Origin of the sequence: Allobacillus halotolerans, from assembly GCF_018967645.1 — a bacterium.
Lineage (GTDB): Bacteria > Bacillota > Bacilli > Bacillales > Alkalibacillaceae > Allobacillus > Allobacillus halotolerans.
The window spans coordinates 1-22,952 of record NZ_JAHLZF010000008.1 but is presented as its reverse complement, the minus strand read 5'-3'; the positions used below and the strand labels follow the sequence as shown (position 1 = coordinate 22,952).

Sequence of the window (22,952 nt, the reverse complement as noted above, 5' to 3'; positions counted from 1 at the left end):
TCAGTCAACAGCCAATTTTAGCAGTCGTAGCTACATTTAGTTGATTGCTGGTGTCTACGTGTGCTGATTCCAAGAATAAAATACAACACTCTAAATCAGTATCAAACCGACAGTATGATCGTTTACTGCGTAATTCCATGTCGCAGTATTTTTGTTTTTACATTGACATCAAATTGGAAATTCGGATATTCTTTTCTCCATTCTTCCTCTGACAATTTCTTATTTCCTTTAAAAGTGGAATTCCAAAAGGTTCCGAAACCAAAAGAATCCACATTCAGTTCTTGTGTTTTTTCTAAAATTTTAGTAATATTATCTTCAATTATTTTCGAGAGATCCTTTTCAAGCATGCGGATGACTTCTTCACTTTCCAGATCTATCTCTTTATTAAGCTCTCTAATTTCGCCTTCGAAATTGATATCCAATCCAAAACGGTTATTTTCTGGTTCTTTCACCGTAATAGTAGAACTACTTCTGACTTGTTGTACTGTCATTTCAAAGGATTCTTCCTCAGGTGATGGATCGAAATCCTCCATAAATTGTCGGTAGTTTTCTGTGGGTAACTCAACCTGTAGTTCCCCAGCTTTAAATTCATCCAGAATCAAACGGACATAAAATGCCTCTCTTAAATCAATGATTTCCATGAGTCGATCATCTTGGAATAGGCCAAGTCCTGTGACAATAACACGGTCGTCTTTTTTGGATAGAACCGGTGTAATTGGATCGGCACCGATTTTCATATAATTTTTAGTGAATTCATGTAAACTGCTATCAATAATTTGTTCTTTACCGACCACTTGATCCAGGAGTTTATATATATATATACCGACATTAGGAGCTTCTTCATATATTTGTGCACTAAGCACTTCTTTTGCGGGCATATCCGTTACCGTAACATATAATAAATCGGTAACAAACTGGTTTCGTTGCAGCCCATTTAAATGAGGCCAAATTCCTTCTTTTGCTAGCTCCGGTCCATAAAGAACGGCTCTTAATTGTCCTGTAACCAACTGTTTTGCTGTTTTTGAAAAAGCTTGGTTATAAGCATCTCTAGCTGTCCTTCCATATGAGTAAATGGGGGTACTTTCATTGCTTAGTTGCTGGCTAAACTTGTAGGTTACAAAAGAACCGAACACTTCTCGTTCCTCTTCTCCTTTGTCAAGACCGATCGCAGTGATAATTCCCAATTGTTCTAAAATGCGTTCTTGAGCACAGCCAGTCAATAGCATGAAGGTACTAACTATGATTAAAAATTTCTTAATTTTGTTTTTCATTTTTAGCACCCCTGATTCGTTTAATGATTGCAAAAGGAAGTAAGAGAATAGGAAATAAAAATGTAAAGAATAAACCAGAATAGTCGGCAATTTTCAAAAGATGCTCCAATTGTCGCTGCGTATCAATGAAGTGCAATCCTATCGAAGAGAGAATAATAATGCCCCAGATTGAATGTTTTTGCTTAATATGTTTGATTCGTTTTAAGCTACGCGTCATTAACCATGCATATAAGATTAAGTTCGGCAAGATGATAAACTTCCAAAATGAAACAGCAAAAATATCAAGCCGTTCAAAAACAGAAAAAGAAATAACTTTAAACATGACAAATCCTGGCCAAATCAGTGATTCTAGTTGCTTTGGTGCAAAGAAGCCAATCGAAATAATTACATATCCTAATAGGGCAATCACAGTGGCAAACAGGCCTAATTGACTATACAGCATCGTTTTTTCTTTGTTTCGGATGTAGGGATACAAATACCATAAAACTTCAATCCCAAGAAAAGAATAGGCCGAAACGAGTAAGCCGTTAAATAATCCATTTCGATCAATCTCAAATAAGGGGAAATAATTATTCGTATCGATCATGGTAGCAGGAACAGCCAGCACCCCGTTGAGCCAAAATGACAGCAAGAAAAAGAGAAAACAAACTCCTACAATGACGCGTATTCCTCCGTAAATGCAGTAAGCTATTAAAATTGTCATCAAGAAGCCAATAATAAATCTTGAATGCTGCGGGAAAATGAACACCACAATAAATTCGGTATATTTAGTAAGTGCACTTAAATAAACAATGAAAAAATAAACAATGAACAAGTAGCCAAACACCTTAGCCAACCAATTGCCGAATGTTTCCTGTAAAATCCCGTATAAGTCTGTACCTTTATAAGTTTTCAGAATAAAAATGATGATAGCCAATAGTAAATGAGCGATTACTGCAGTAATGATGATCACGAGCCAACTATCTTGCTTTGCATGTTGAAAAACTCGTCGTGGCAACGCAACAACACCGACACCTATCAAAATATTGAATAAAATAAAGAATAAATAACTTGCGCGAAATTTTAGATGCTCTGGAATATTAAGAGGGTTCTTCATTTGATCACCTATTCATCGATGTCTTTTCCTCTTGTCTTAAACAAAGGGTGGTTGTGAGAGTTTCTCCCTTGTCGCTCTGTTTTTTTCGGTAAATTGGAGACGGGGCGTTCCTTGTTTAAAACAAATGGAATGCGAACTTGTGACTGGTCAAAATCTGTAAAACGAAATGGATAGATTGGCGCTGTATATGGGCGATGCAAAGAACGAAGTCTCAGTAAATGAATAATGATAAAAGCTAACATGAAAAAGAACCCAACGAATCCCAAAAACCCGGCAAATATGATGATTGGAAAACGCAAAATCCGTAAAGAAGACCCCATGACATAATCAGGTGTCGTAAAGGACGCGAGTGCACTGAGTGCAACAAGAATAATCAAGATATTACTCGTAAATCCAGCTTGGACGACTGCCTGTCCGATGACAATCCCTCCGACGATACCCATCGTTTGGCCTACCTTTGTCGGCAACCGAGCACCGGCTTCCCGAATGAATTCCATCATCGTTTCCAATATTAGAGTTTCCAACAATGGTGGAAATGGAACTCGATTACGTGATTCACCGAGTGACAGTAGCAGTGCCTCTGGAATCACTTCATAATGGAAGGTAAGTGCGGCCACATAGATCGGTGTTAATGTAATGGACACAATCATGGCAAACATGCGCATTAAGCGTGTAAAAAAACCAATAATCCATCGTCCATAAATGTCGTCTGTTGATTCAAAGAAGCTAGAAAATGTAATGGGCGCGATAATTCCTGAAGGACTGTTATCAACGAGAATACCTATTTTTCCTTCTTTTATACTGTAGCTAAATCGATCAGGCAATTCAGAGACCATGAATTGTGGGAAAATCGAATATGGATTATCTTCAATTTGTTGACTCAATACCGCGCTGTTCATCACATCTTCTGTACGCAAGGAAGTGAGACGATTTCTTAATTCAATCACATTTTCGTCATTTGCAATGTCATCCATATACATCATTTGAACTTCGGTCGGAATTCGATTGCCGATAATGAACTTTTCGATTTTTAGATGAGGTGTGTCGACCATGTTCCGAATCATATTTAAATTGGTTCCAATGGAATTCGTAAAAGCAATTTGTGGACCGAAAATGAGTGATTCTGTTTCAGCACGTTCAATTGAACGGTGTTCTTGTAGCGGTACAGAGTGCAAGAGGCTCATTTGATCGTTTTCGATGTAAATACATACAGAGCCTTGAATGAGAAGTTGTCCGATCTCATCTAAATTGCTTTTTTGTTTTGAATCCGGTAACACAATCATATGATCGATGGATTGAATGTCTAATGTCATCTTGGCTTTTTGTACGGGTGAAATAATTTGATCGTATAATACTTGTGGTTTAACAATCGTATACAAAAAATAAAATCCAATTCGTTGCTCACTTTCCGTTTCAACGATTTTCATCACAAAATCCGGGTTATTGTTCATCGCTTTTTCTTTGAGTTCCGTCTGCAATTCTTCCAATGTACAAGGAAATAGGCTTTGTTGTTTTTTCTTCATTGATTTCCGCTTCATAAAAGTCTCCCTTTGCTATCCTTTGCCACGTAGTATGTGAATTGAACGGAGATTTATGTAAGGAAGGCGTTAAATGGTATCGTTGAAGTTTTTATATTTTTTGAAAAAGTAGTTGAATTCTTAACTTTTAATGGTTATACTCTTATCAACAAACAAATTAAAGGAGGTCAGGGGAATGTTAACCATTAAACAGATGAACAAAGTGAAATTTTATAGTACAACAAAAGTCCGTGACCTTGCTGGAGTCGATCGTGATTAAGCAATTCATATCCTTAATCATCTTGTAAATTCATTTTTATTATGTTGCCTAATAGATGAAAGAATATCGAATTGTTGATTAATCTTTTAATCGAATGCGCATGCCGTGGGCTATATTCCCCACGGCATTTTTGTGTCAAAAATTAGGTTGCTGAGTACACTTTTGCGCATGTTTTAAAAATCGAACACAGCAAGTCGCAATTACCTAAGTAATTAAGAAGGGGTTTAAAAGGAGGGAATCAAATGATTTCCGTATTCAAAAAATTATCATGGTATTTTAAGGAGCAATGGCTGAAATATACGTTAGCCATTTCGGCATTGATTGTTGTCAATATATTAGGTGTTATTCCGCCTATACTCGTCGGTCGGGTCATTGATTTAATTCAATATAACCGACTCACACAGGAGGATTTCACCTATTATGTTGTTCTGTTTATCTCCATATTGGTGGTCAGTTATTTGTTATCGATCTATTGGGACTACACATTATTCGGACGGGCGATATTATTAGAGAAGAAAATGCGTTCAAAGCTAATGGACCATTTTATGCGAATGACATCGCCTTTTTACGGACGATTTCGAACGGGAGATTTGATGGCTCGTAGTACGAATGATCTTCGGGCACTGAATATGACCGCAGGCTTCGGCATATTAACGTTAGTCGATGCAACTATTTTTATGGCACTGATTATTGGTGTCATGGCGGTTGTCATCAATTGGAAACTAACATTTGCTGCACTCATTCCCTTACCGATTATGGCACTGATCATGCAAAAGTACGGCAAAAAAATTCATGAGCGTTTTATGGACGCACAGTCGGCGTTTAGTGATTTGAATAATAATACACTCGAATCGATTCAAGGTGTTAGGGTCATCCGAGCATTCGTGCAAGAAAACCAGGATACCGAACGGTTTAAAGAACAAGCAGAGGATGTATTTCAACGAAACATTTTAGTTGCGAAGTTAGATGCGCTTTTTGAACCAACGATCAAAGTATTGGTCGGTCTTTCTTATACGATTGGGATTGGTTATGGAGCTTTTTTTGTCATGCAAAGTGTCATAACTATCGGCGAACTAGTCACGTTTAATATCTTTTTAGGCATGTTGATTTGGCCAATGTTCGCAGTGGGCGAACTGATCAATGTCATGCAACGAGGAAATGCTTCTTTAGATCGTACGGGAGAGTTATTATCCCAGAAAGCGGATGTGACGGATCCTTTGAATCCAACTCAAGCTAAGCATGTAGAAAAGATTACATTTGATCATGTTTCATTTCGCTATCCGAATGCAGCCGATTTTAGCTTGAAGGATGTTTTCCTGCACATCAACCAAGGAGGAACGGTTGGTATTGTTGGGAAAACAGGTGCAGGTAAAACGACTTTGTTCCGCCAACTATTACGAGAATATCCACCATGTGATAAAGGAAGTGTCTGTATCAATGACAATCCAATTCAAGATTATGCGTTAGAACAAACACGTCATTGGATTGGTTATGTACCCCAAGACCATATTTTATTTTCTAAAACAGTTCGAGAAAATATTTTGTTTGGAAAAGAGGATGCTACCGATGCAGAGATCTACCGAATTTTAGAGATGGCCTCGTTAAAAAAGGATATTGAAGAACTGCCGAAGGGACTCGACACACTCGTCGGAGAGAGTGGGGTAACACTATCCGGTGGCCAAAAACAACGGGTATCACTTGCGCGAGCACTTATTAAAAATCCCGAGATTTTGATTCTAGATGACTCGTTATCGGCAGTCGACGGTCAGACTGAAGCCAAAATCATTCAACATTTGAAAGAGGAACGAAAAGGAAAAACGACATTAATTGCTGCACACCGATTATCCGCAGTCAAACATGCCGATGAAATTATCGTGCTCAAAGACGGAAAAGTTACTGAACGTGGCTGTCATAAAGAATTAATGCACAATAATAACTGGTATTATTCTCAATACAAAAAACAACAAATGGAAGGAGGGAATCAGGATGAATAATCCCTCAACAGAAAAACGATTAGTTGAGTATGCGATGCAATTCAAGAAAACAATTTTCATCGGCCTTTTTTGTTTGATCATAGCGGTTGCATTGGAGTTGACCGGTCCATTTATCGCCAAGAAGTTAATTGATGACCATATTGTAGCTGTTGCCAATCATTATGTGGAATCGGAAGATGAGTCGGCGATCACTTACAATGGGCTTCAATTAGAAAGACTTCATGGCGAGGGGGAAACCCAAGTTTTTACATTGTTTCAAGATGGCCTATCGTTCTACTTTTTACATGAACGTGTGCCTTTAGATGCAAAGCTAGTTGATAGCAATAATGGACAATTTCAGTTCGAATATCAAGATCGCTTAATGCACACAACAGGTGAGAAGCTGACGCCTAATGATGTGTTTCTATTTTTTAAACGAGAAATTGAGCCGATTTTATGGCTGCTTGGCTTATATATGGGCCTCATCCTCATTGCATCGATCTTTTTGTATTACAAAACGTACTTGCTGCAGTATGTATCGAATCGGATTGTTCAAAAAATGCGCGGTGATGCATTTGAACATATTCAACGGCTGCCGGTCTCTTATTTTGTCGATCAACCGGCGGGAACCATATTATCAAGAGTGACAAATGATACGGAAGCGATCAAAGAGTTATATGAACGGGTGTTAGAAGTATTTGCATCTGGGTTTATTTATATATCTGGCATATTTATTGCACTTTTCTTATTGAACGCAAAATTGGCGGCCATTTGTCTTGTTCTCTTGCCGATTTTATATGTTTGGATGAAGGTGTATAAGAAAGTGGGAGGAAAATACAATCGAGTCATCCGTGAAACAAACAGTCAAATCAATGCGAATATTAATGAATCCATCCAAGGCATGCCAATCATTCAAGCCTTCAACCAGACAGAGCGAATGAAGGGTGAATTCGAGGTCTTAAATGAAAAGAAAAGAGATTTCCAAACACGGATGAACACATTTACGTCTTACTCATCATTTAACCTCGTCGACCTACTCAGAAATTTATCCTTCGTTGTGTTTATCTTGTACTTTGGGGGTGCGTCTTTAAATGCCACAAGCATCGTAACGGCTGGTGTGTTGTATGCATTCGTCGATTATTTAACCAGATTATTCGAACCAGTGGAACAAATCATTAGCCAGCTGCCACAATTAGAGCAAGCACGTGTTTCCGGTAGTCGGGTGTTTGAATTATTGAATGTTGAAGGGGAAGAAGTTGAAGAAAAACCTTCAGCGCGCTATGAAGGGGCCATTCAATTCGACCATGTTTCGTTTGCCTATGAAAAGGACGAATATGTGCTTAAAGATATATCGTTTAATGTAAATCCTGGAGATACTGTTGCCTTCGTGGGACATACAGGTTCAGGGAAAAGCACAATCATGAATTTATTATTCCGTTTTTACGACTCGACACATGGAGTGATTCGGATTGATGGGAAGGATATCACCCACGGATCAAGACAAGAAACGCGGCAGCATATTGGGATTGTTCTTCAGGACCCATTCATTTTTACAGGAACGATACTTTCTAATATTACGATGAATGATCCATCTATTTCACGAAAAGATGCGATTCAAGCGTTAAAAGCTGTCGGCGCAAATACATTTATCGAACAACTCCCACTTCAATACGATGAACCAGTGAAGGAGAAGGGGAATGAATTTTCAACAGGTCAACGACAACTGTTATCGTTTGCCAGAGCGTTGGCGTTTGATCCAGCCATCCTCATTTTAGATGAAGCAACCGCAAACATCGATACAGAAACGGAAACAATGATCCAGAAAGCGCTGGATATCTTAAAAACAGGAAGGACAACATTGGTCATTGCGCATCGTTTATCAACCATTCAACAAGCCGATCAAATTTTTGTTTTAAAACATGGTAAAATATTAGAAGAAGGGACACACCGAACGTTATTGAAAGAAAAAGGCGAATACTTTAAGATGTATGAAATGCAACATGGCAGGCAGCCGGAAAGTGTTTCCTAAGACGTTTTGCAAATGAGGGAAAAACGATGAGTGACAAAGACCAAAATCATCACCAAAATCATCATAGACCAACGCAAGCGGAAGACGATCACACTTCCCAGGAAGAGAATTCAATGAATGAAAAACCTCTTCCTGAAACCGCAGATGAACAAGATTTGTATGAGGAACTTCATGAAGATGAGATTCGTGAAATCATTCATGAGCATAGAGGAAAACGAAAACAAACAGTCGATGACAGCAAGCCAAGACGCCCATTTCCGAAATGGGTTTTTTGGCTTATTGCTGTTTTTATGGTCATCAATTTGGGAGCGGCTTTACCAAGAATCTTTTCCATCCCTGCAATCGACTTCCTGCAAACGTCCGTAACGTTACTCTTGGATGAAGAAATGCAAGCGTATAAGCAGTCTATTGCGTTAGTGGATACAGGTAATAGTAAGGGTACTGGCTTTTCCGTTCATCCGGAAGGTTATGTGATTACGAATCATCACGTCATTGAAGACCGTGAACAGTTATGGGTTTATATGAATGAAAAAGGTCCGTATGCTGCTGAAGTTTTGCATACATACGAAGAAATTGATTTAGCTGTGTTGGATTTAGAAGGAGATCAGTTTCCTTATCTTGAGGTCAATCAAGAACCAGAAGATTTAACGAATCAACCGATTTATTTTATCGGTAATCCGCTACGGTTTAGCGGGATTGCCAATGAGGGAACTGTTATTGGAAAAACAGATGCTGTATCCATTGACGTAGAGGCTTACATGCTTGATGCGCCTGTTTATAAAGGGAATAGCGGAAGTCCTGTCATCACCGAAAATGGCCAGGTTGTCGGTGTGATTTATGCGACAAAAGAAGATTCAGAACACGGTCGAATCGGATTAGCCATTCCTATTGAAGCCCTACTCAAACAAACAGGCGATACCATTTTACCGAAAATCAATGAACATTCTGATGAAGAACAGTCTAATCGTGAATAATAGTTTCGAAAACTATAGGGAGTTGGGAGTGATGAGGGGTGTTCAGAGGTCAAAAGAGAGATGACACAACCCTTGAGCAACTGGTTCTCCAAGCCCAAGCTGGAGACGAACAGATTCGTCATCGCCTGATTGAAGACTATCAGCCTTTCATCGCGACCAGTGTGTCGAGAGTATGCAAAAGGTATATTGATCAAGAGCAAGACGATGAATTCAGTATTGGTTTAATTGCTTTTAACGAAGCCATTGATTCGTTCCATGAGGGGAAGGGTAGTTCTTTTTTTACCTTCGCTCGTCTGGTGATTTCAAGAAAAGTAATTGATTACATTCGTCAACAGAAGCATCATCGTCAAACCGTTCCACTTGAATATTCCGGTCAATCGAATGAAGCGTATACGGAAGAAAAAAGCGTTTCTGAACTCTCAACGAATCAATTTATCGAAAGCGAGCATGCTTGGAACCGCCAGATTGAAATTGAAGAATATAATGAGAAATTACAGGAATATAAGCTATCTTTTGCGGAATTGGTGAAATTTTCACCGAAGCATGAAGATACGAAGAAACAAGCGCAGAAAATTGCAAAGTTGATCTATGGGCAACCAGAAATTCGCCAATATGTTATGGAAAAAAAGCGGTTGCCGATCAAAAAGATTTTACCTCTCGTTGACGTCAGCAAAAAAACGATTGAGCGTAACCGAAAATACATTCTTGCTGTATTCGTATTACTCAATGAAGATTTTATGTATCTGAAAGAATATGTAAAGGAGGTGTGAGCAGAAATGATTAAGGGTGTATTGATCGAAAAAAGGAAGTCATATGCCATTGTGTTGACTGAAGAGGGTGATTTTCAGAAAACAAAGCCTGTCAATCATGTTGAAATTGGGGAAGAAGCAATCTTACCACCATTCAAAGAGCGCCAATCCGCTCAATCGATGATTAATAACTTATTCAAGCATCCATCCATACGCATAAGCACCGCAGTTGCACTTATTTTATTACTTATTTTTCCGATATATTCTTGGATGGGTCAACCAAACAAAGCCGAAGCTTATGTCAGCATCGATATTAACCCAAGTATCGAATTGACGGTCAATCATCATGATGAAGTCATTGATATAAAAGGCTTGAATAAAGAAGGAACTGCATTAATCAATGATCTGACATGGCAGGATGAGTCGGTAGTGGATTTGGCTGAGACAATCATACAAAAGAGTGATCAGTTAGGTTACCTAAAAAAAGAGCATGAAGTCATGCTAGGGATCAGTTATTTGAATGATGAAGACGAAACCGACCTGCTTGGACAGATTTCCGACAAACTAAATGACTACAACGATCATATTAAAGTGGCCATGTTTACAATACCGGAATATGTTCGTAAACAGGCACATCATAAAAATCAATCAATGAATTTAACATATGCCAGTGAAACATTGAAGACGTACTATGAAGAAGGAGAAAGCGCTGCTCCTGTTGACTTGGATGTTTCAACGGATGAAGAAAATGCTGAGCGAGAGAGTAAAGCGACAAGAAAAAGCAGAAGTTTTAGAGCTGAAGATCATGAACAAAAAGTGGAGATGTTGAAACGATTTATTAAACGTTCAAATGCCGATTCGCTGCCACCAGGATTATTGAAGAAAATAAAAGAAGACAAAGCACTTCCGCCTGGACTGCAAAAGAAACAGGACAATCAAGATAACTCATCAACAGAATCGCTTGAAGATAATGAATCAGCAGAAAAAAATGAAGCTGATCGAGATCGCCATCCATCTGAAAAAGGAGAAGATCATCCATCTAATAAAGGGGAAGGCCACCCGTCAAATAAAGGAAAAGATCATCCATCCAATAGAGGGGAAGATCACCCGTCAAATAAAGGAAAAGATCATCCATCCAGTAAAGGGGGAGATCACCCATCCAACAAAAAGAGGGAGAATGCTTCAGATCGTAAAGAAAATAATTCTCCAAATAAAGGTGGGCGTCATCCATCGGAAAAAGACGACGACCATCCTTCTAACTCAAGAGGACACGGCCCGCCTCATCTTTCGGGTGACCACCCTTCCGATAAGGGAGATGATCACCCATCTAACAAGGGAAAAGGTCATCCGTCAAAAAAGGGAGAAAACCATCCGTCAAAAAAGGGGAAGAATAATAACCAACATACAGGGACTGATTCATCAAAGTCAAAAGGGAACAAACCTGCTAAGCATTCAGATCATCACCCATCAAATAAGGATGATGATCACCCATCAAATCGAGGGAATCCATCCGGTAAATAATGATGATTTAACAGCTCAAGCGAGGATGATCATTATAGAGCGCCCGTATGATTGATTGAAGAGTTTTAATCATTCGTACGGGTTTTAGTTTACCGTTACGTTGAAATCCTTCGCTAACTGTTGGCGACTTTGCAATGCTGCGGTGTTAATTTCCTCGTCTTCTTCATTAATGTGGAATGCTTCAACATTAATTAGAGCGCCTTCATCATTAATCAGAATTATTACTCTATGCATTCAGGCGCTCTGTCTTCATAAAATATTCCTGATACTCAAAATAACGGATCAGAATTTTTTCGAAAGTTAACGGGGAAGTGAAAATATACTATAATGGTTCCATATTGCAAAAAAGAGAGGGGCGGTGAATGTTGTTATATCATCTATGGATAAATGAATGGAAACGACTTTGGAAGTCACCGGCTCTTTTGTTAGTTACGTTATTATTACCAGTTGCTTTATTGATCGTTGTTGGGTTCGTGGTTTATTCATCTGTTCAAGAAGATCTTGAAGAAGTTGAAATGGTCATCATTGATGAAGATGAAACGTTTGAAACGAAGGCACTCATCAATCAACTGGCCGGCGATCAAACATTGGCAGAACAAATTCATTTTATAGACGGTGGAACGAATCTTCAAGAACACATCCAAAATCCAAAAGAGGCAGCTGCAATTATCCAGATTCCAGAAGGTTTTACGGAACAGCTCCGCTCCGGTGAAAATGAAAATATAACGATTTATTTGAACGATCAAGTACCATTTAGTTCCCAGTTGGCTCAATTGTTTTTGGAAAGTGGACAATCTTATATCACTTCAGCACAAGCGGGTGTCAACACGGTTCACCATTTCTATAGTAGCGACTTAGAGGGAGAAGAGCGAAGTGATGTACTCCAACAAAATACCATCCATTTTACTTTTTTGGCATTAGGAAGAAACGATCTTTTTGATATGCGTGAAGGAGCTTCAAGTGGCTTACTCAGCTGGAATCACCAAGCCGTCCTAACCGGTATATTGATTGTTTATTTTCTTACGTACATATTGTTGGCGAGTCTTTTTCAACCAAAGGAAAACCACGCCATTCAAGAGCGATTGCAATTGATTTCCGTGACCAAATCTAAACAACGATTGGCAACTTTTTTGTTTCATGTTTCGTTTAGTTGGATCTATTTATGTATGTTGATATGGATTGTATCTAGTCAGTTTGAAGCGTACTTGTCATTTAGCTGGCTGTATATCCTCCAATGGTTTAGCTTGGCGGTTATATTTGCTGGATTGTTTATGGTCACTAGTCGTTTGATCAAGGAACGTGCAAGTATGTGGTTTGTTTTTATACTTATTTCGATTGCATTCCTTTTTGTAAATGGCTTCATTATTCCACCAGCTTATCTCCCTGAATTTTTACAAGCTACTTGGCTGATGCCTCTACGCAGCTTGTATACGGGCTTTGTATCTATTTTGGCGCATAACCAGTGGCCATGGGTCGAATGGGTTTTTATACTGGTCGGTATTGGAATCATTCTTTTATTGAATGGGTTGCCTAGAGAGAAGGTGCAACGCTGATGTTTATGATATGGAAGTCGATTTTGAAAAGAAAAACGACCTGGGTGTTAGTCGTCATCATTCCAATCCTATTCGGGTTGGTTATTTATCCGACAATCAAGGATACGGTGAGTCAGGTATCGGTTCCGATTACGGTTGTCGATCAGACAGACCAAGAGATTACAGATGAATTGCTAAATGAAATCGATGAAGAACCTTTTCAAGTTTCCAGGATGGATACGTTGGATCTTCGTTTATTGTCAACAGGTGAGGCAGAAGCAATCTTTGTTTTCAATGACAACATGGAAGCGAATATCTTATCTGGACAAACAGATGAGATCATTACGTGGTATCGAACTGAAAATAGCTATGTAGACGGCTTATTTAAAGAAAAGCTCGCTTCAGCATTGATGAGTCGAGTGGTTCGTGCGGAAGCAGCATCGGTTGTTACTCAATATAAACCTGAAGCGGATTGGGAAGAAGTTTACGAATATGGATTGCGGTATTTTGAACCGCGTCCGATTTTCGAAATGAAATTCGAGCATATCAGTGGTGTTGAAGATAGGTCAGCAACAGTAGATGAATCAGGAGACCACTTGCTGTTTATCCTCTTATGGCTGTATATTTCGATGCTGATTGGCTATTTTACACAATTTTTATATGAGTGGCGTGCTGACGGAGTGTTAGAACGACTTCAAATGGTTCAGCGATCTGGTCGCTTTTACTTAACTTGGTTAATCGGAGTTTTTGGTATTACTTACAGTATCTTTTTAATGGCTACACAACTGATGGAAATACCAGTAGTCAAGTGGGCATATTTAATCCCGTTCGGTACGGTGCTTATTTATTTTATTTTCTTTGAAATCGTGAAAAAGAAATGGACGATGTATGCTTGGATGATCAGTTATAGTGTAGCTTCATTTGTTATTTTTCTGTTGGCCGATTGGAAAATCATTGAAAGTGACTGGATGTATTTATTTATACCAACATGGTTATTGGTATAGCCATTTTAAAGAGAGGTGAGATTATGCTTCAGTTGAATAGCGTTTCCTACCAAAAGGGAAAAAGTGATTTAATCCAAAGTGTCTCTGCCACCGTTCAACCGGGAGACCGACTGACAATTTTTGGGCCAAACGGAGCGGGGAAGTCAACGCTCATGCGGCTAATGGCCGGGATCATCCAGCCAAGTAGCGGAACCATTACCTATGATGATTCATTGTCAGGAAAAAATGCAATCGGTTATATTCCACAGCAATTAGCGTTATTTGAAAATTTGACTGTGAAGGAGCATCTTCGTTTTTATCAAAAAATGATAGGCAGCAAAACGAATCCTTTCATGAATGAAATGATTGAAACCTTACAATTAAAAGATTTTTGGAATAAACGAATCGATGAACTAAGCGGTGGAATGAAACGAAAAGTAAATCTCACTGTCGGTATGATCCAACAACCGAAAATCGTGTTTTTGGACGAACCTTTTGTCGGTGTGGATTTAGCGGCCAAACACGATATGCTCAACTGGTTAAATCGCTTAAATAGCCGAGGAGTTACAATTGTTTTTGTCACACATGATTGGCAAGTCATCCATGAATTGGCAGATAAAATGTGGCTAATGGAAAATGGAGATTTATTGCACGAAGCCACTGTTGATGAAGTTGTTCACGATCACATTGAATTGCCGGATACTTCTTCTGCTCTTCAAAAAATGATCTCTTTTCATCGGTATTGATAAGGAGTACACACGCAGCGCAGTATAGGGTCTCTAACTGAACATTAGAAGATATTGGAAAACGTCTATCAAGCATATTTCCTCCTTTTCACTCCATACTAACGAGTAATATCGTGAAAGGAGGAGTTTTTATTATGCGTATCTATTTGATGGCGGCATTCTTCGCCATTGTCATGTTGCTTGCAGCTTGTCAGACAGATGACACTGGAATGGGGAATGAAGACGGCCAAACGAATTATGAACAAACAAGGTATAATGATACAAACAACCAGGATGGCCGAGGTCAAGGGTTTCAAATGAACAATAGCAGAAACGGAAATGGTGTCCAAGACAGAATACATCGAGGGACCGATGCCAATGATGATGATTTTGGTATTGGGAATCAGCAAGATAACTTTGAGATGGCCGAGGGAATTGCTGAACGGATTGTTAATAATGTCGATGGTGTTGAGGATGCAAACGTCATGACGGATGGTCAAAACGCTTATGTTGCGGTTGATTTAGGGAGTAATCAGAACACCGATGGAAACGAAAATGATGTCGGACAACAATTAAACGATCAAATTACGGATATTGTTCAAACATCCAGTAATCGGGTTGACGATGTGTATATTACAGCGAATCCTGATTTCGCAGGATCTTTGAATGATTACGCCGAAAGTATTGACAATGGTGAACCGGTCGAAGGATTATTCGAAGAAATGAATGATATGATTCGACGTGTTTTTCCAGATCATGAAAATAGTAACTAACCATATCGAAGAAAGAAATCAGCTCGCGCAATGCTGGTTTCTTTTTTATTTTTGGCTCTGTTAAAGGTTCGAGCGAAGCCGTCGAAAAACCGAGCGGAGCCGTCGAAAAAATGTGCGAAGCCGTCGAAACACCGAGCGAAGCCGTCGAAAAGTCGAGTGGAGCCGTCGAAAAACAGCGCGAACCCATCGAAAAGTCGAGTGAAGCCGTCGAAACACCGAGCGAAGCCGTCGAAAAAACGCGTGGAGCCGTCGAAAAGTCGAGTGAAGCCGCCGAAAAATCAAACGAAGCCATCGAAAAATTGCGCAAAGCCATCGAAAAATCATGGAGAAACCAATCGTGAAATCACAAGTTCAATCATGGATTTTAACAGAGTCTTATTTTTAAAAAATGCTTAGAATTGATTTTACGTGTACACACGCTCATATAAATGTAACAAAAGGGAGGCGAGTTTCAGTGAACGATTTTTCGCAAATCCAATCGGTAAGCATAGATCTAGGTCTACAAGTTGACCAGATCGATCTTACCTATGTGAATGAACTTCCAGCGACATATTCCTCGCTATATGGAGAAAATCAACTACCGAGCACCGTAACCATAGGTGAACAAGGCCAGTTGATTATAATGGTGTCGAAATATTTGAATAATAGTGAAAAAAAACTGGCGATTATTCGAGGAATGGTCTATGCTGATTTTTATAGAAGAAATCAATATACAAAAAAATATCCCCACCCTGTAGGTCAAGCCATCCAATCTTATCGAGAAATATATGAAACAGACGATGTCAACCGATTGATCAAGGCGTTTGAGGCAATTCGTTTTACAACCTTACAAAAGCCGGACAACTTATACACATACATATTAGAAACGAATAACAAATTGTTTCCGTGGCAAAGAGATTTGGGACAAATCATAAAAAAACGATTTCGTCAGCAATACATACAACATTCAACATCTCTCTTGCGCGAAGGTTGGGCAAGCTTAAAACAAATGGAAATTATGGCAAATGTGTTGTCGAAAAAGGAAGCAATTGAAGGAGCTTTATTATTTAATCAAATGAAAAGGCGGCCGACAGGTATACGACTACAGGATTTAGGAAGGACCCTCTTGCAGCAATTGACTGAACCGGAAATCAATCAAGCCATCGAGACATTTAACGATGCAGACTTGATTCATCGAGCGTACACGCAAACAATCCATCATGATGAAAACATTGCGGTAATGTTTACGAATGAAAAAAAGCTACGAGATTATGAAATAGTAAAAAAATTTTTAATTAACCTATCAAATCTCAACCTCTATCCGATATTAAAGGTAGACCGCTTAAAAACGGAGAAAACGAGAGAACTGACGGTTTACTATCAAGCACAAGACATACATAACAAAGCTTCCTTTCAAGAAATCCGTCAACAGTTACAAACTCTTTGGGGCGGGAGAGTTTATATCAAGCCAGAGAAATAACGATTTAGAAAGTAGGGGAGATTGGTGGAAAAACAAAAAAAGAACAGGGGACTACCTTACAAAAAATCAAAGAAGAAACCAGTTAAAACAAGGGGGATTTCACTCGGCGCAAAGTATGCATGGATTGTGATTACGATTATGCTCTTTTTCGTCGTTGCTTCCGGAATTGTTTACATACTCTCTTCTCAATCCGAAACAAAACTGAATGAGCAAGAGACAAAAACAAGTGTCGCAATCGATATCGGTAACATGGAATCTGCTTTTCGGGCGAAAAATGGATTGCTTGGAGATTATATTACCTTTAAAACAAATGACTATGTCAGTCAATATGAAGAATTAAACCAAACCTTTCAAAACATAGAAGAAAATGTACGCCAATACTTAGATGAAGAGCAAGAGACTTTGTTAACGCAAGTAGTGACGATTAATCAAGAGATCAATGCAATAGTTGAGGAAGAAATTATCCCTAATGTAGAAGGACGAAACGAGGAGGATGCCATTTCGAGCCGGATGAAAGCCACGATCATAAGCCGAGATGCAGTCGGACTACTCACCCAATTAACAGAGTCGGTTCAAGCTGAATTTGAACAGTCAAAAAATGAAATGAGTTCTTCGTTTCAACAAATGCAACTCGCACTAATGATCGGAATTGTTTTAGCCGTTATGATGGCTGTTCTGTTGTTGATAGTCGTTAATCGACGAATTCGTAAAAATATACATGCTGTACAGGTTGTTGCTAATGAAGTGGCAAAAGGGAACCTAAGTGTTACAGATGTTTCTGTAAAAGGAAAAGATGAGATTGCCGATTTGGCTCAATCCATTAATTCGATGAAAGCGAGTTTGCATGGAATCATTCATGACGTCAATTTCTCGAACCAATCGATTACCAGTCAATCCGATGAATTGAAGCATGCAGCTGAGTCTTTAAAAGAAGGTAGCGAACAAATCGCCTCAACTATGGAAGAATTATCCTCCGGTTCGGAAACACAAGCTGAAAGTGCTTCACAAATATCTGAGCTGACAGAAAAGTTAGTTGGGCGAATGAACCATTCGGTTGAAAATAGCGAGCAGATGTCGTCTACCTCGGAAAAAGTGATGCGCTTATCTGTATCAGGTAGGGAAAAAATGGCAGACTCGGTAGCTCAAATGAATCGAATTCATGCGATTGTTGAAGATTCTGTCACTAAGGTGAACGGGCTTGCTAAACAATCCGGTGAAATCTCTCAGTTGGTTGAGGTGATCAAAGATATTGCCGACCAAACGAACTTACTCGCATTAAATGCAGCAATTGAAGCGGCTCGTGCGGGAGAGCATGGTAAAGGATTTGCTGTTGTAGCAGATGAAGTGAGAAAGCTTGCGGAACAAGTAGGAAACTCAGTCAGTGACATTACATCAATCGTTTCTAACATCCAAAAAGAATCGAACGTTGTCTCAGAATCGTTGCAATCAGGATATAAAGAGGTAACGGAGGGAACAAAACAAATTCATTCTACACAAGAAACATTCAAAGGAATTGATGAAGCCATTACACAGATGAGCCAACAAATTCAAGAAATTACTTCTAATCTACAGGATGTCTTAAACGAAAGTGTGAACATGAGTGGTTCAGTGGAAGAAATTGCTTCCATTTCAGAAGAATCAGCTTCAGGGATCGAAGAAACGGCGGCTTCCGTTGAGCAAGCGAGTCATTCAATGGACGGAATTTCGACGATTGCTAACGACTTAAATCAATTGGCTGGAGAATTAAATAGAAAAGTAGAAAAATTTCGTTTATAATAGATGAATACATTTGAAGACTGTGTGGAGCAGTCTTTTCTTTTTATTTACTGGAGGGATGAAAACATGCGCATCGTATCTATTTGTCCGAGCAACACCGAAATTATGGCCTATTTGGATTTAATGGATTTAGTGGTCGGTGTGGACGATGATTCTGATTGGCCGGAAGCGGTGAATGAGCTTCCGAAAGTAGGGCGTGATTTGAGTGTCGATATGGATGCAGTGGAACGATTACAGCCGGATTTGGTGTTAGCTTCTTTAAGTGTTCCAGGTATGGAGAAAAATATAGAAGGATTAAAAGAACGAAATCTTCCTTATGTTATTTTAGATCCAAATTCATTGAATGAAATTGGAGAAGATATTTTGACAGTGGGAAAGTTGACCGGGTATGAAGACCGGGCTCAACGCGTATACAATCATTATCATGAAACAATTAATTTTTACAAAGAAAAAGCACGTGAAGTGCCGAAGAAAAAACGAATTTACTGGGAATGGTGGCCAAAACCGATTTTTACACCGGGTCGTAAAAATTGGTTAAGTTATATTAGTGAATTGGCAGGTGCAGAAAACGTATTCTCTAGCTATGCTGATGCCAGCATCCAAGTTGAATGGGAAGAAGTGCTAGAGAAAGATCCAGATGATATTTGTATGGTGTGGGTTGGTGTTCAAGAAGCTAAAATGAATCCAAAAATTATTAAGAAGCGGAAAGGTGCCAATCAACTTGAAGCGATTCAACAAGACCGTATTCATGTTCTTGAAGAACACTTGTATTGTCGCCCTTCTCCAAGATTATTGGAAGGGTTAAAAAAACTTGCCCCAATACTCCATCCGGAAATATTCGGCACAGATTAATTGTAAGAAAATAGGGGGAGACCTAGTGAAAGAAGAAGCAGTCGTTCAAACACAACAATCCATTGGCACAGCATTTAAGCAAGGATCTGTTGCAGGAATGCCTATTTTTCTCGGTTATATGCCGATCGCTATCGCTTATGGTGTGCTAGCAAGCCAGTCAGGATTGACGATTTTTGAAACAACAATGATGAGTGTACTTGTTTTCGCAGGAGCAGCTCAGTTTATGGCAGCGAATATGATAGCTCAAGGCGCATTGTTTTTACAAATCGTCGTGGCTACTTTCGTTTTGAATTTCAGGCATTTTATTATGAGTATGTCATTCATGAACCAACTAAAGCATTATTCTGTACCGTGGAAATTCGGTCTTTCGCTCGGATTGACGGATGAAACCTTTGCTGTTTCCGCATTACATAAAAAAGAGGCGCATAAAGAAAATAGTAAGTTTTTTTATTTAGCCTTAATTCTGACGGCCTATTTTTCTTGGGTTGCGGGTAGTTTTGCAGGGGCACTTTTGGGTGAGATCATCCCTAAGCAACTGAGTGACAGTATGGGCATTGCGTTATATGCCATGTTTATTGGCTTGTTGGCTCCTTCCGTCAAAAAAGAATGGCGAATTGGTGTAGTTGCAGTGGTCAGTATGTTGCTTAATTATATGTTCAGTGAGTTCGTCGGTCTTGAAACAGGTTGGGCGATTGTTCTCGCTACAGTTGTTGGCAGCTTAATTGCGATACCAATGATGGAGGAGGATGATGCACAATGACTATGCTGACGATACTCGGTATGGCGATTGTGACTATGGTACCACGCTTCATACCAGCATTCATTATGGACCGACTTGCGTTAAAGCCATGGCTAAATAAATGGCTGAATGCAATCCCTTTTGCTGCGCTAGGCGCATTGATTTTTCCAGGAATCATGACTGTCATTGAAGATGCTCCGTGGATCGGAATTACAGGAGGTCTTGTAGCAGCTGCGATTGCACTGTTAAATGTGAACGTTATTTTTTCAGTCGTTGGTGCGATTGTTACCGTTTATTTATTGACCATCTAATCAGTTATTTTTTATCCTTTCATATCTTGAGATAAAGATTCCCTGGAATCCGTTTAATCCAACGGTTTCCGGGGAAGGCTTTATTTGAGAAGAAAAGTACTGGAAGGAGTTTTTCCTTATGGCAAAAATTGCAGTAATTTATTATAGTTCCACGGGTGCTAACTATCAACTGGCACAGTGGGCTGAAGAAGCTTTAAAAGAAGCTGGTGCAGAAGTGAAATTACTTAAAGTTCGCGAAACAGCACCGATGGAAGCAATTGAAAGTAATCCAAATTGGAAGAAACATTACGAAGAAACCAAGGATGTCCCAGAGGCGAGTACAGACGATCTTGATTGGGCAGACGGATTTGTTTTCAGTGTACCAACACGTTTCGGAAATGTGCCTGCTCAAGTTAAACAATTACTTGATGAAGCTGGAGGACTTTGGGCTCAAGGAAAATTGGTGAATAAAGTCGTAACTGCAATGACATCTGCTCAAAATCCACATGGTGGACAGGAGCAAACATTAACGGCACTTTATACATCGATGTTCCATTGGGGAGCGATTGTTGTAACGCCAGGTTACTCCGCTGAAGAAGTTTTCGCAGCTGGTGGAAACCCTTATGGCACAAGCTCGACAGTGGATGGAGAAGGAAATCTCCAAGATGATGTTGAAAAAGCTGTGAAACATCAAGCGAAAAGAGCGTATACTATTACAAAACAAATTCATTCATAAAGTTTTGAATGACCCCCATAAACAGGGAAGATCATCCTAATGAATATGATATACAGCTTAGATGAACCTTTCGCAATGGCGAAGTTCATTATACACCTCTCTCCCAACAGAGGACTTTTCCCTGGCAATATGGAATTGCCAGGGATTTTTCAAACTTGTTATAGTCAGAAAATTATTGCAATTCATGTGGTTTTTGGGGTAAACTATTAAAAAGGAGATAAGGGGGCATTACCATGATGAAAAAGCAATTTAGCTCCTATAAACTATCACGTTTACATTTTTCCAATGGACACTTACCGATAATGGCAAGGAAAGACATGAATTATGAGATTAAATTAGCAGCAAGGTTAATTTTGGATGAAGCAATTTATCAATGGAATAAAGAGTATTTGGAAAAACGAATTGACGCTGCGATTGACAGTCAGAATGAAGAAGAATTTTACCGATTGAGTAAACAGTATGCAGTCTATGTCATTCATGAATAAGACTCACGAAAAAAGCTACTTTCGAGTAGCTTTTTTTGTTACAATAAAAAAGAATTAAATTTGATTAGTAAAGAGGGTACAACATGAGATTTGGTTACATAATGGTCGTTATATCTCTATTTGCACTATTATTTGCAGGTTGTTCGATGAACGAAGATAAAACTGCAAATTCATTGAGTGAGTTGCAAACAGAACAGTTCGAGAAAGAAAAAATCACAATTAGTGGATTGAATTATGCAGAAGCGGTTTCGGGTGAAGTGAATTCGGATGGTGTCACTGTCGTCGGTGAACCAGAATCCGTACAAGTCATCGTGAATAAAGAGCGCAAACTTCCAGAAGGATATGAACCGCCAGACTTGATGATACCAGATGTTGCCTTTCAAGCGGTCAATCAAGAGCGGAAGCATTTACGAGAGCCTGCAGCGTTAGCTTTAGAAAAATTATTTGAAGCTGCTGAAGATGACGGAATTGAATTAGTGGCCGTCTCGGGTTACCGCAGATATGAAACGCAAGAGTATCTGTATAACCGCAGTGTCGAAGTTAACGGAAAAGAGTATGCCGATCAGTATTCTGCGAAGCCAGGACACAGCGAACATCAAACAGGACTTGCGATGGATGTGTCTACAGCTTCCGTTGCGTTTGACTTAGTTGAAGCATTTGAAGAAACTCCTGAAGGACAATGGGTTGCTGAAAATGCGCATGAACACGGCTTTGTGATCCGTTATCCGAAAGGAAAGAGTGATATTACTGGATACAATTATGAACCGTGGCATTTACGATACGTTGGTCAAGAGATCGCAACAAGCATCCATGAACAAAGTGAAACGATTGAGAAATTTTTTGGTTTAGTTGAATAAGCCATAAACCCGAACGATTAAATCGCTCGGGTTTTTCTGTTTGACTGGTTTTTTATCGACACTTAGCTGGTCGTCGAGCCGCTCGACAAACGCATGGAACCGCTCAACAAACGCGCCGAACCGCTCGACAAACGCATGGAACCGCTCGACAAACGCGTGGAACCGCTCAACAAACGCGTCGAACCGCTCGACAAACGCATGGAACCGCTCGACAAACGCATGGAACCGCTCAACAAACGGTTCTAACCGCTCGACAAACGTAAGCGTCAAATAAACCGCACTCTAGTTTGAGTGCGGTTTGTGAGTTAAACTAATATTTGATTTAATTCTTCACT

General features: G+C 39.4%; 23 protein-coding genes. 18 read left to right on the top strand and 5 right to left on the bottom strand.

Translation table 11 applies throughout. The annotated features are described in order from the left end of the window. Window positions 1–122 precede the first annotated feature (122 nt). The 3 genes from KQ486_RS06880 to KQ486_RS06870 are packed head-to-tail and all read right to left on the bottom strand — an operon-like array spanning window position 123 to window position 3,905. A complete protein-coding gene (locus KQ486_RS06880) occupies window positions 123–1,271 on the bottom strand; it encodes a Ger(x)C family spore germination protein (RefSeq protein ID WP_216687145.1) in 1,149 nt (382 codons plus the stop codon). Next, a complete protein-coding gene (locus KQ486_RS06875; protein ID WP_216687144.1) occupies window positions 1,255–2,367 on the bottom strand; it encodes a GerAB/ArcD/ProY family transporter in 1,113 nt (370 codons plus the stop codon). Before KQ486_RS06875 ends, KQ486_RS06880 begins: the two co-directional genes overlap by 17 nt. Before the next feature lie 8 nt (window positions 2,368–2,375). Further along, on the bottom strand, window positions 2,376–3,905 hold the full coding sequence (locus KQ486_RS06870) for a spore germination protein (protein WP_216687143.1): 1,530 nt from the start codon (window positions 3,903–3,905) through the stop codon (window positions 2,376–2,378). A 501-nt stretch (window positions 3,906–4,406) separates the two neighbouring features. Here KQ486_RS06870 and KQ486_RS06865 point away from each other — a divergent pair. Genes KQ486_RS06865 through KQ486_RS06845 form a run of 5 tightly spaced genes read left to right on the top strand, consistent with a single transcriptional unit; the run spans window position 4,407 to window position 11,410 of the window. Further along, the gene (locus KQ486_RS06865) at window positions 4,407–6,158 is read left to right on the top strand and encodes an ABC transporter ATP-binding protein (protein WP_216687142.1); all 1,752 of its coding nucleotides are present in this window, start codon (window positions 4,407–4,409) and stop codon (window positions 6,156–6,158) included. Beyond that, window positions 6,151–8,166 (top strand): ABC transporter ATP-binding protein, encoded by a 2,016-nt coding sequence (locus KQ486_RS06860; protein ID WP_216687141.1) that lies wholly within the window; start codon window positions 6,151–6,153, stop codon window positions 8,164–8,166. The genes KQ486_RS06865 and KQ486_RS06860 overlap by 8 nt, the downstream gene beginning before the upstream one ends. A 26-nt stretch (window positions 8,167–8,192) precedes the next feature. Further along, complete coding sequence (locus KQ486_RS06855) at window positions 8,193–9,140, top strand: S1C family serine protease (protein ID WP_246569227.1); 948 nt, start codon at window positions 8,193–8,195, stop codon at window positions 9,138–9,140. A 38-nt stretch (window positions 9,141–9,178) separates the two neighbouring features. Then, on the top strand, window positions 9,179–9,910 hold the full coding sequence (gene sigI, locus KQ486_RS06850) for an RNA polymerase sigma-I factor (RefSeq protein WP_216687140.1): 732 nt from the start codon (window positions 9,179–9,181) through the stop codon (window positions 9,908–9,910). A 6-nt stretch (window positions 9,911–9,916) separates the two neighbouring features. After that, window positions 9,917–11,410, top strand: coding sequence for an anti-sigma factor domain-containing protein (locus KQ486_RS06845; protein ID WP_216687139.1), 1,494 nt, complete (start codon window positions 9,917–9,919; stop codon window positions 11,408–11,410). Window positions 11,411–11,494: 84 nt separating this feature from the next. On the opposite strand, the gene KQ486_RS06840 is transcribed toward KQ486_RS06845, so the two are convergent. After that, entirely contained in the window at window positions 11,495–11,644 is a 150-nt protein-coding gene (locus tag KQ486_RS06840) for a hypothetical protein (RefSeq protein WP_186278604.1), read from the bottom strand. A 128-nt stretch (window positions 11,645–11,772) separates the two neighbouring features. Here KQ486_RS06840 and KQ486_RS06835 point away from each other — a divergent pair, with 128 nt between their 5' ends. From KQ486_RS06835 to KQ486_RS06775, 13 genes are all read left to right on the top strand, one after another. After that, window positions 11,773–12,963 (top strand): ABC transporter permease, encoded by a 1,191-nt coding sequence (locus KQ486_RS06835; protein ID WP_216687138.1) that lies wholly within the window; start codon window positions 11,773–11,775, stop codon window positions 12,961–12,963. Continuing rightward, window positions 12,963–13,946 (top strand): ABC transporter permease, encoded by a 984-nt coding sequence (locus KQ486_RS06830; RefSeq protein ID WP_216687137.1) that lies wholly within the window; start codon window positions 12,963–12,965, stop codon window positions 13,944–13,946. The genes KQ486_RS06835 and KQ486_RS06830 overlap by 1 nt, the downstream gene beginning before the upstream one ends. A 23-nt stretch (window positions 13,947–13,969) precedes the next feature. Beyond that, window positions 13,970–14,671, top strand: a complete 702-nt coding sequence (locus tag KQ486_RS06825; protein ID WP_186278605.1) for an ABC transporter ATP-binding protein — start codon at window positions 13,970–13,972, stop codon at window positions 14,669–14,671. A 134-nt stretch (window positions 14,672–14,805) separates the two neighbouring features. Then, the gene (locus KQ486_RS06820; RefSeq protein ID WP_216687136.1) at window positions 14,806–15,423 is read left to right on the top strand and encodes a YhcN/YlaJ family sporulation lipoprotein; all 618 of its coding nucleotides are present in this window, start codon (window positions 14,806–14,808) and stop codon (window positions 15,421–15,423) included. 110 nt (window positions 15,424–15,533) lie between these two features. After that, window positions 15,534–15,764 carry a hypothetical protein gene (locus KQ486_RS06815; RefSeq protein ID WP_216687135.1) on the top strand — a complete coding sequence of 77 codons (231 nt, stop codon included), beginning with the start codon at window positions 15,534–15,536 and terminating at the stop codon, window positions 15,762–15,764. A 113-nt stretch (window positions 15,765–15,877) separates the two neighbouring features. Then, a complete protein-coding gene (locus KQ486_RS06810; RefSeq protein ID WP_216687134.1) occupies window positions 15,878–16,882 on the top strand; it encodes a SpoVR family protein in 1,005 nt (334 codons plus the stop codon). 24 nt (window positions 16,883–16,906) lie between these two features. Then, window positions 16,907–18,658, top strand: a complete 1,752-nt coding sequence (locus KQ486_RS14610) for a methyl-accepting chemotaxis protein (RefSeq protein WP_216687133.1) — start codon at window positions 16,907–16,909, stop codon at window positions 18,656–18,658. A 66-nt stretch (window positions 18,659–18,724) separates the two neighbouring features. Continuing rightward, entirely contained in the window at window positions 18,725–19,510 is a 786-nt protein-coding gene (locus KQ486_RS06800) for an ABC transporter substrate-binding protein (protein WP_216687132.1), read from the top strand. Window positions 19,511–19,535: 25 nt separating this feature from the next. Further along, the gene (locus tag KQ486_RS06795; RefSeq protein WP_311379127.1) at window positions 19,536–20,270 is read left to right on the top strand and encodes an AzlC family ABC transporter permease; all 735 of its coding nucleotides are present in this window, start codon (window positions 19,536–19,538) and stop codon (window positions 20,268–20,270) included. Continuing rightward, window positions 20,267–20,560 (top strand): AzlD domain-containing protein, encoded by a 294-nt coding sequence (locus KQ486_RS06790; protein ID WP_144162646.1) that lies wholly within the window; start codon window positions 20,267–20,269, stop codon window positions 20,558–20,560. The genes KQ486_RS06795 and KQ486_RS06790 overlap by 4 nt, the downstream gene beginning before the upstream one ends. A 118-nt stretch (window positions 20,561–20,678) precedes the next feature. Further along, window positions 20,679–21,275, top strand: coding sequence for an NAD(P)H:quinone oxidoreductase (gene wrbA / locus KQ486_RS06785; RefSeq protein ID WP_144162648.1), 597 nt, complete (start codon window positions 20,679–20,681; stop codon window positions 21,273–21,275). 233 nt (window positions 21,276–21,508) lie between these two features. Continuing rightward, the gene (locus KQ486_RS06780) at window positions 21,509–21,760 is read left to right on the top strand and encodes an IDEAL domain-containing protein (protein WP_246569226.1); all 252 of its coding nucleotides are present in this window, start codon (window positions 21,509–21,511) and stop codon (window positions 21,758–21,760) included. An 83-nt stretch (window positions 21,761–21,843) separates the two neighbouring features. Continuing rightward, complete coding sequence (locus KQ486_RS06775; RefSeq protein ID WP_216687131.1) at window positions 21,844–22,617, top strand: M15 family metallopeptidase; 774 nt, start codon at window positions 21,844–21,846, stop codon at window positions 22,615–22,617. Here the strand turns inward: KQ486_RS06775 and KQ486_RS14695 are convergent. After that, window positions 22,606–22,887, bottom strand: a complete 282-nt coding sequence (locus tag KQ486_RS14695; protein WP_246569225.1) for a hypothetical protein — start codon at window positions 22,885–22,887, stop codon at window positions 22,606–22,608. The genes KQ486_RS06775 and KQ486_RS14695 overlap by 12 nt on opposite strands. Between the last annotated feature and the right edge of the window lie 65 nt (window positions 22,888–22,952).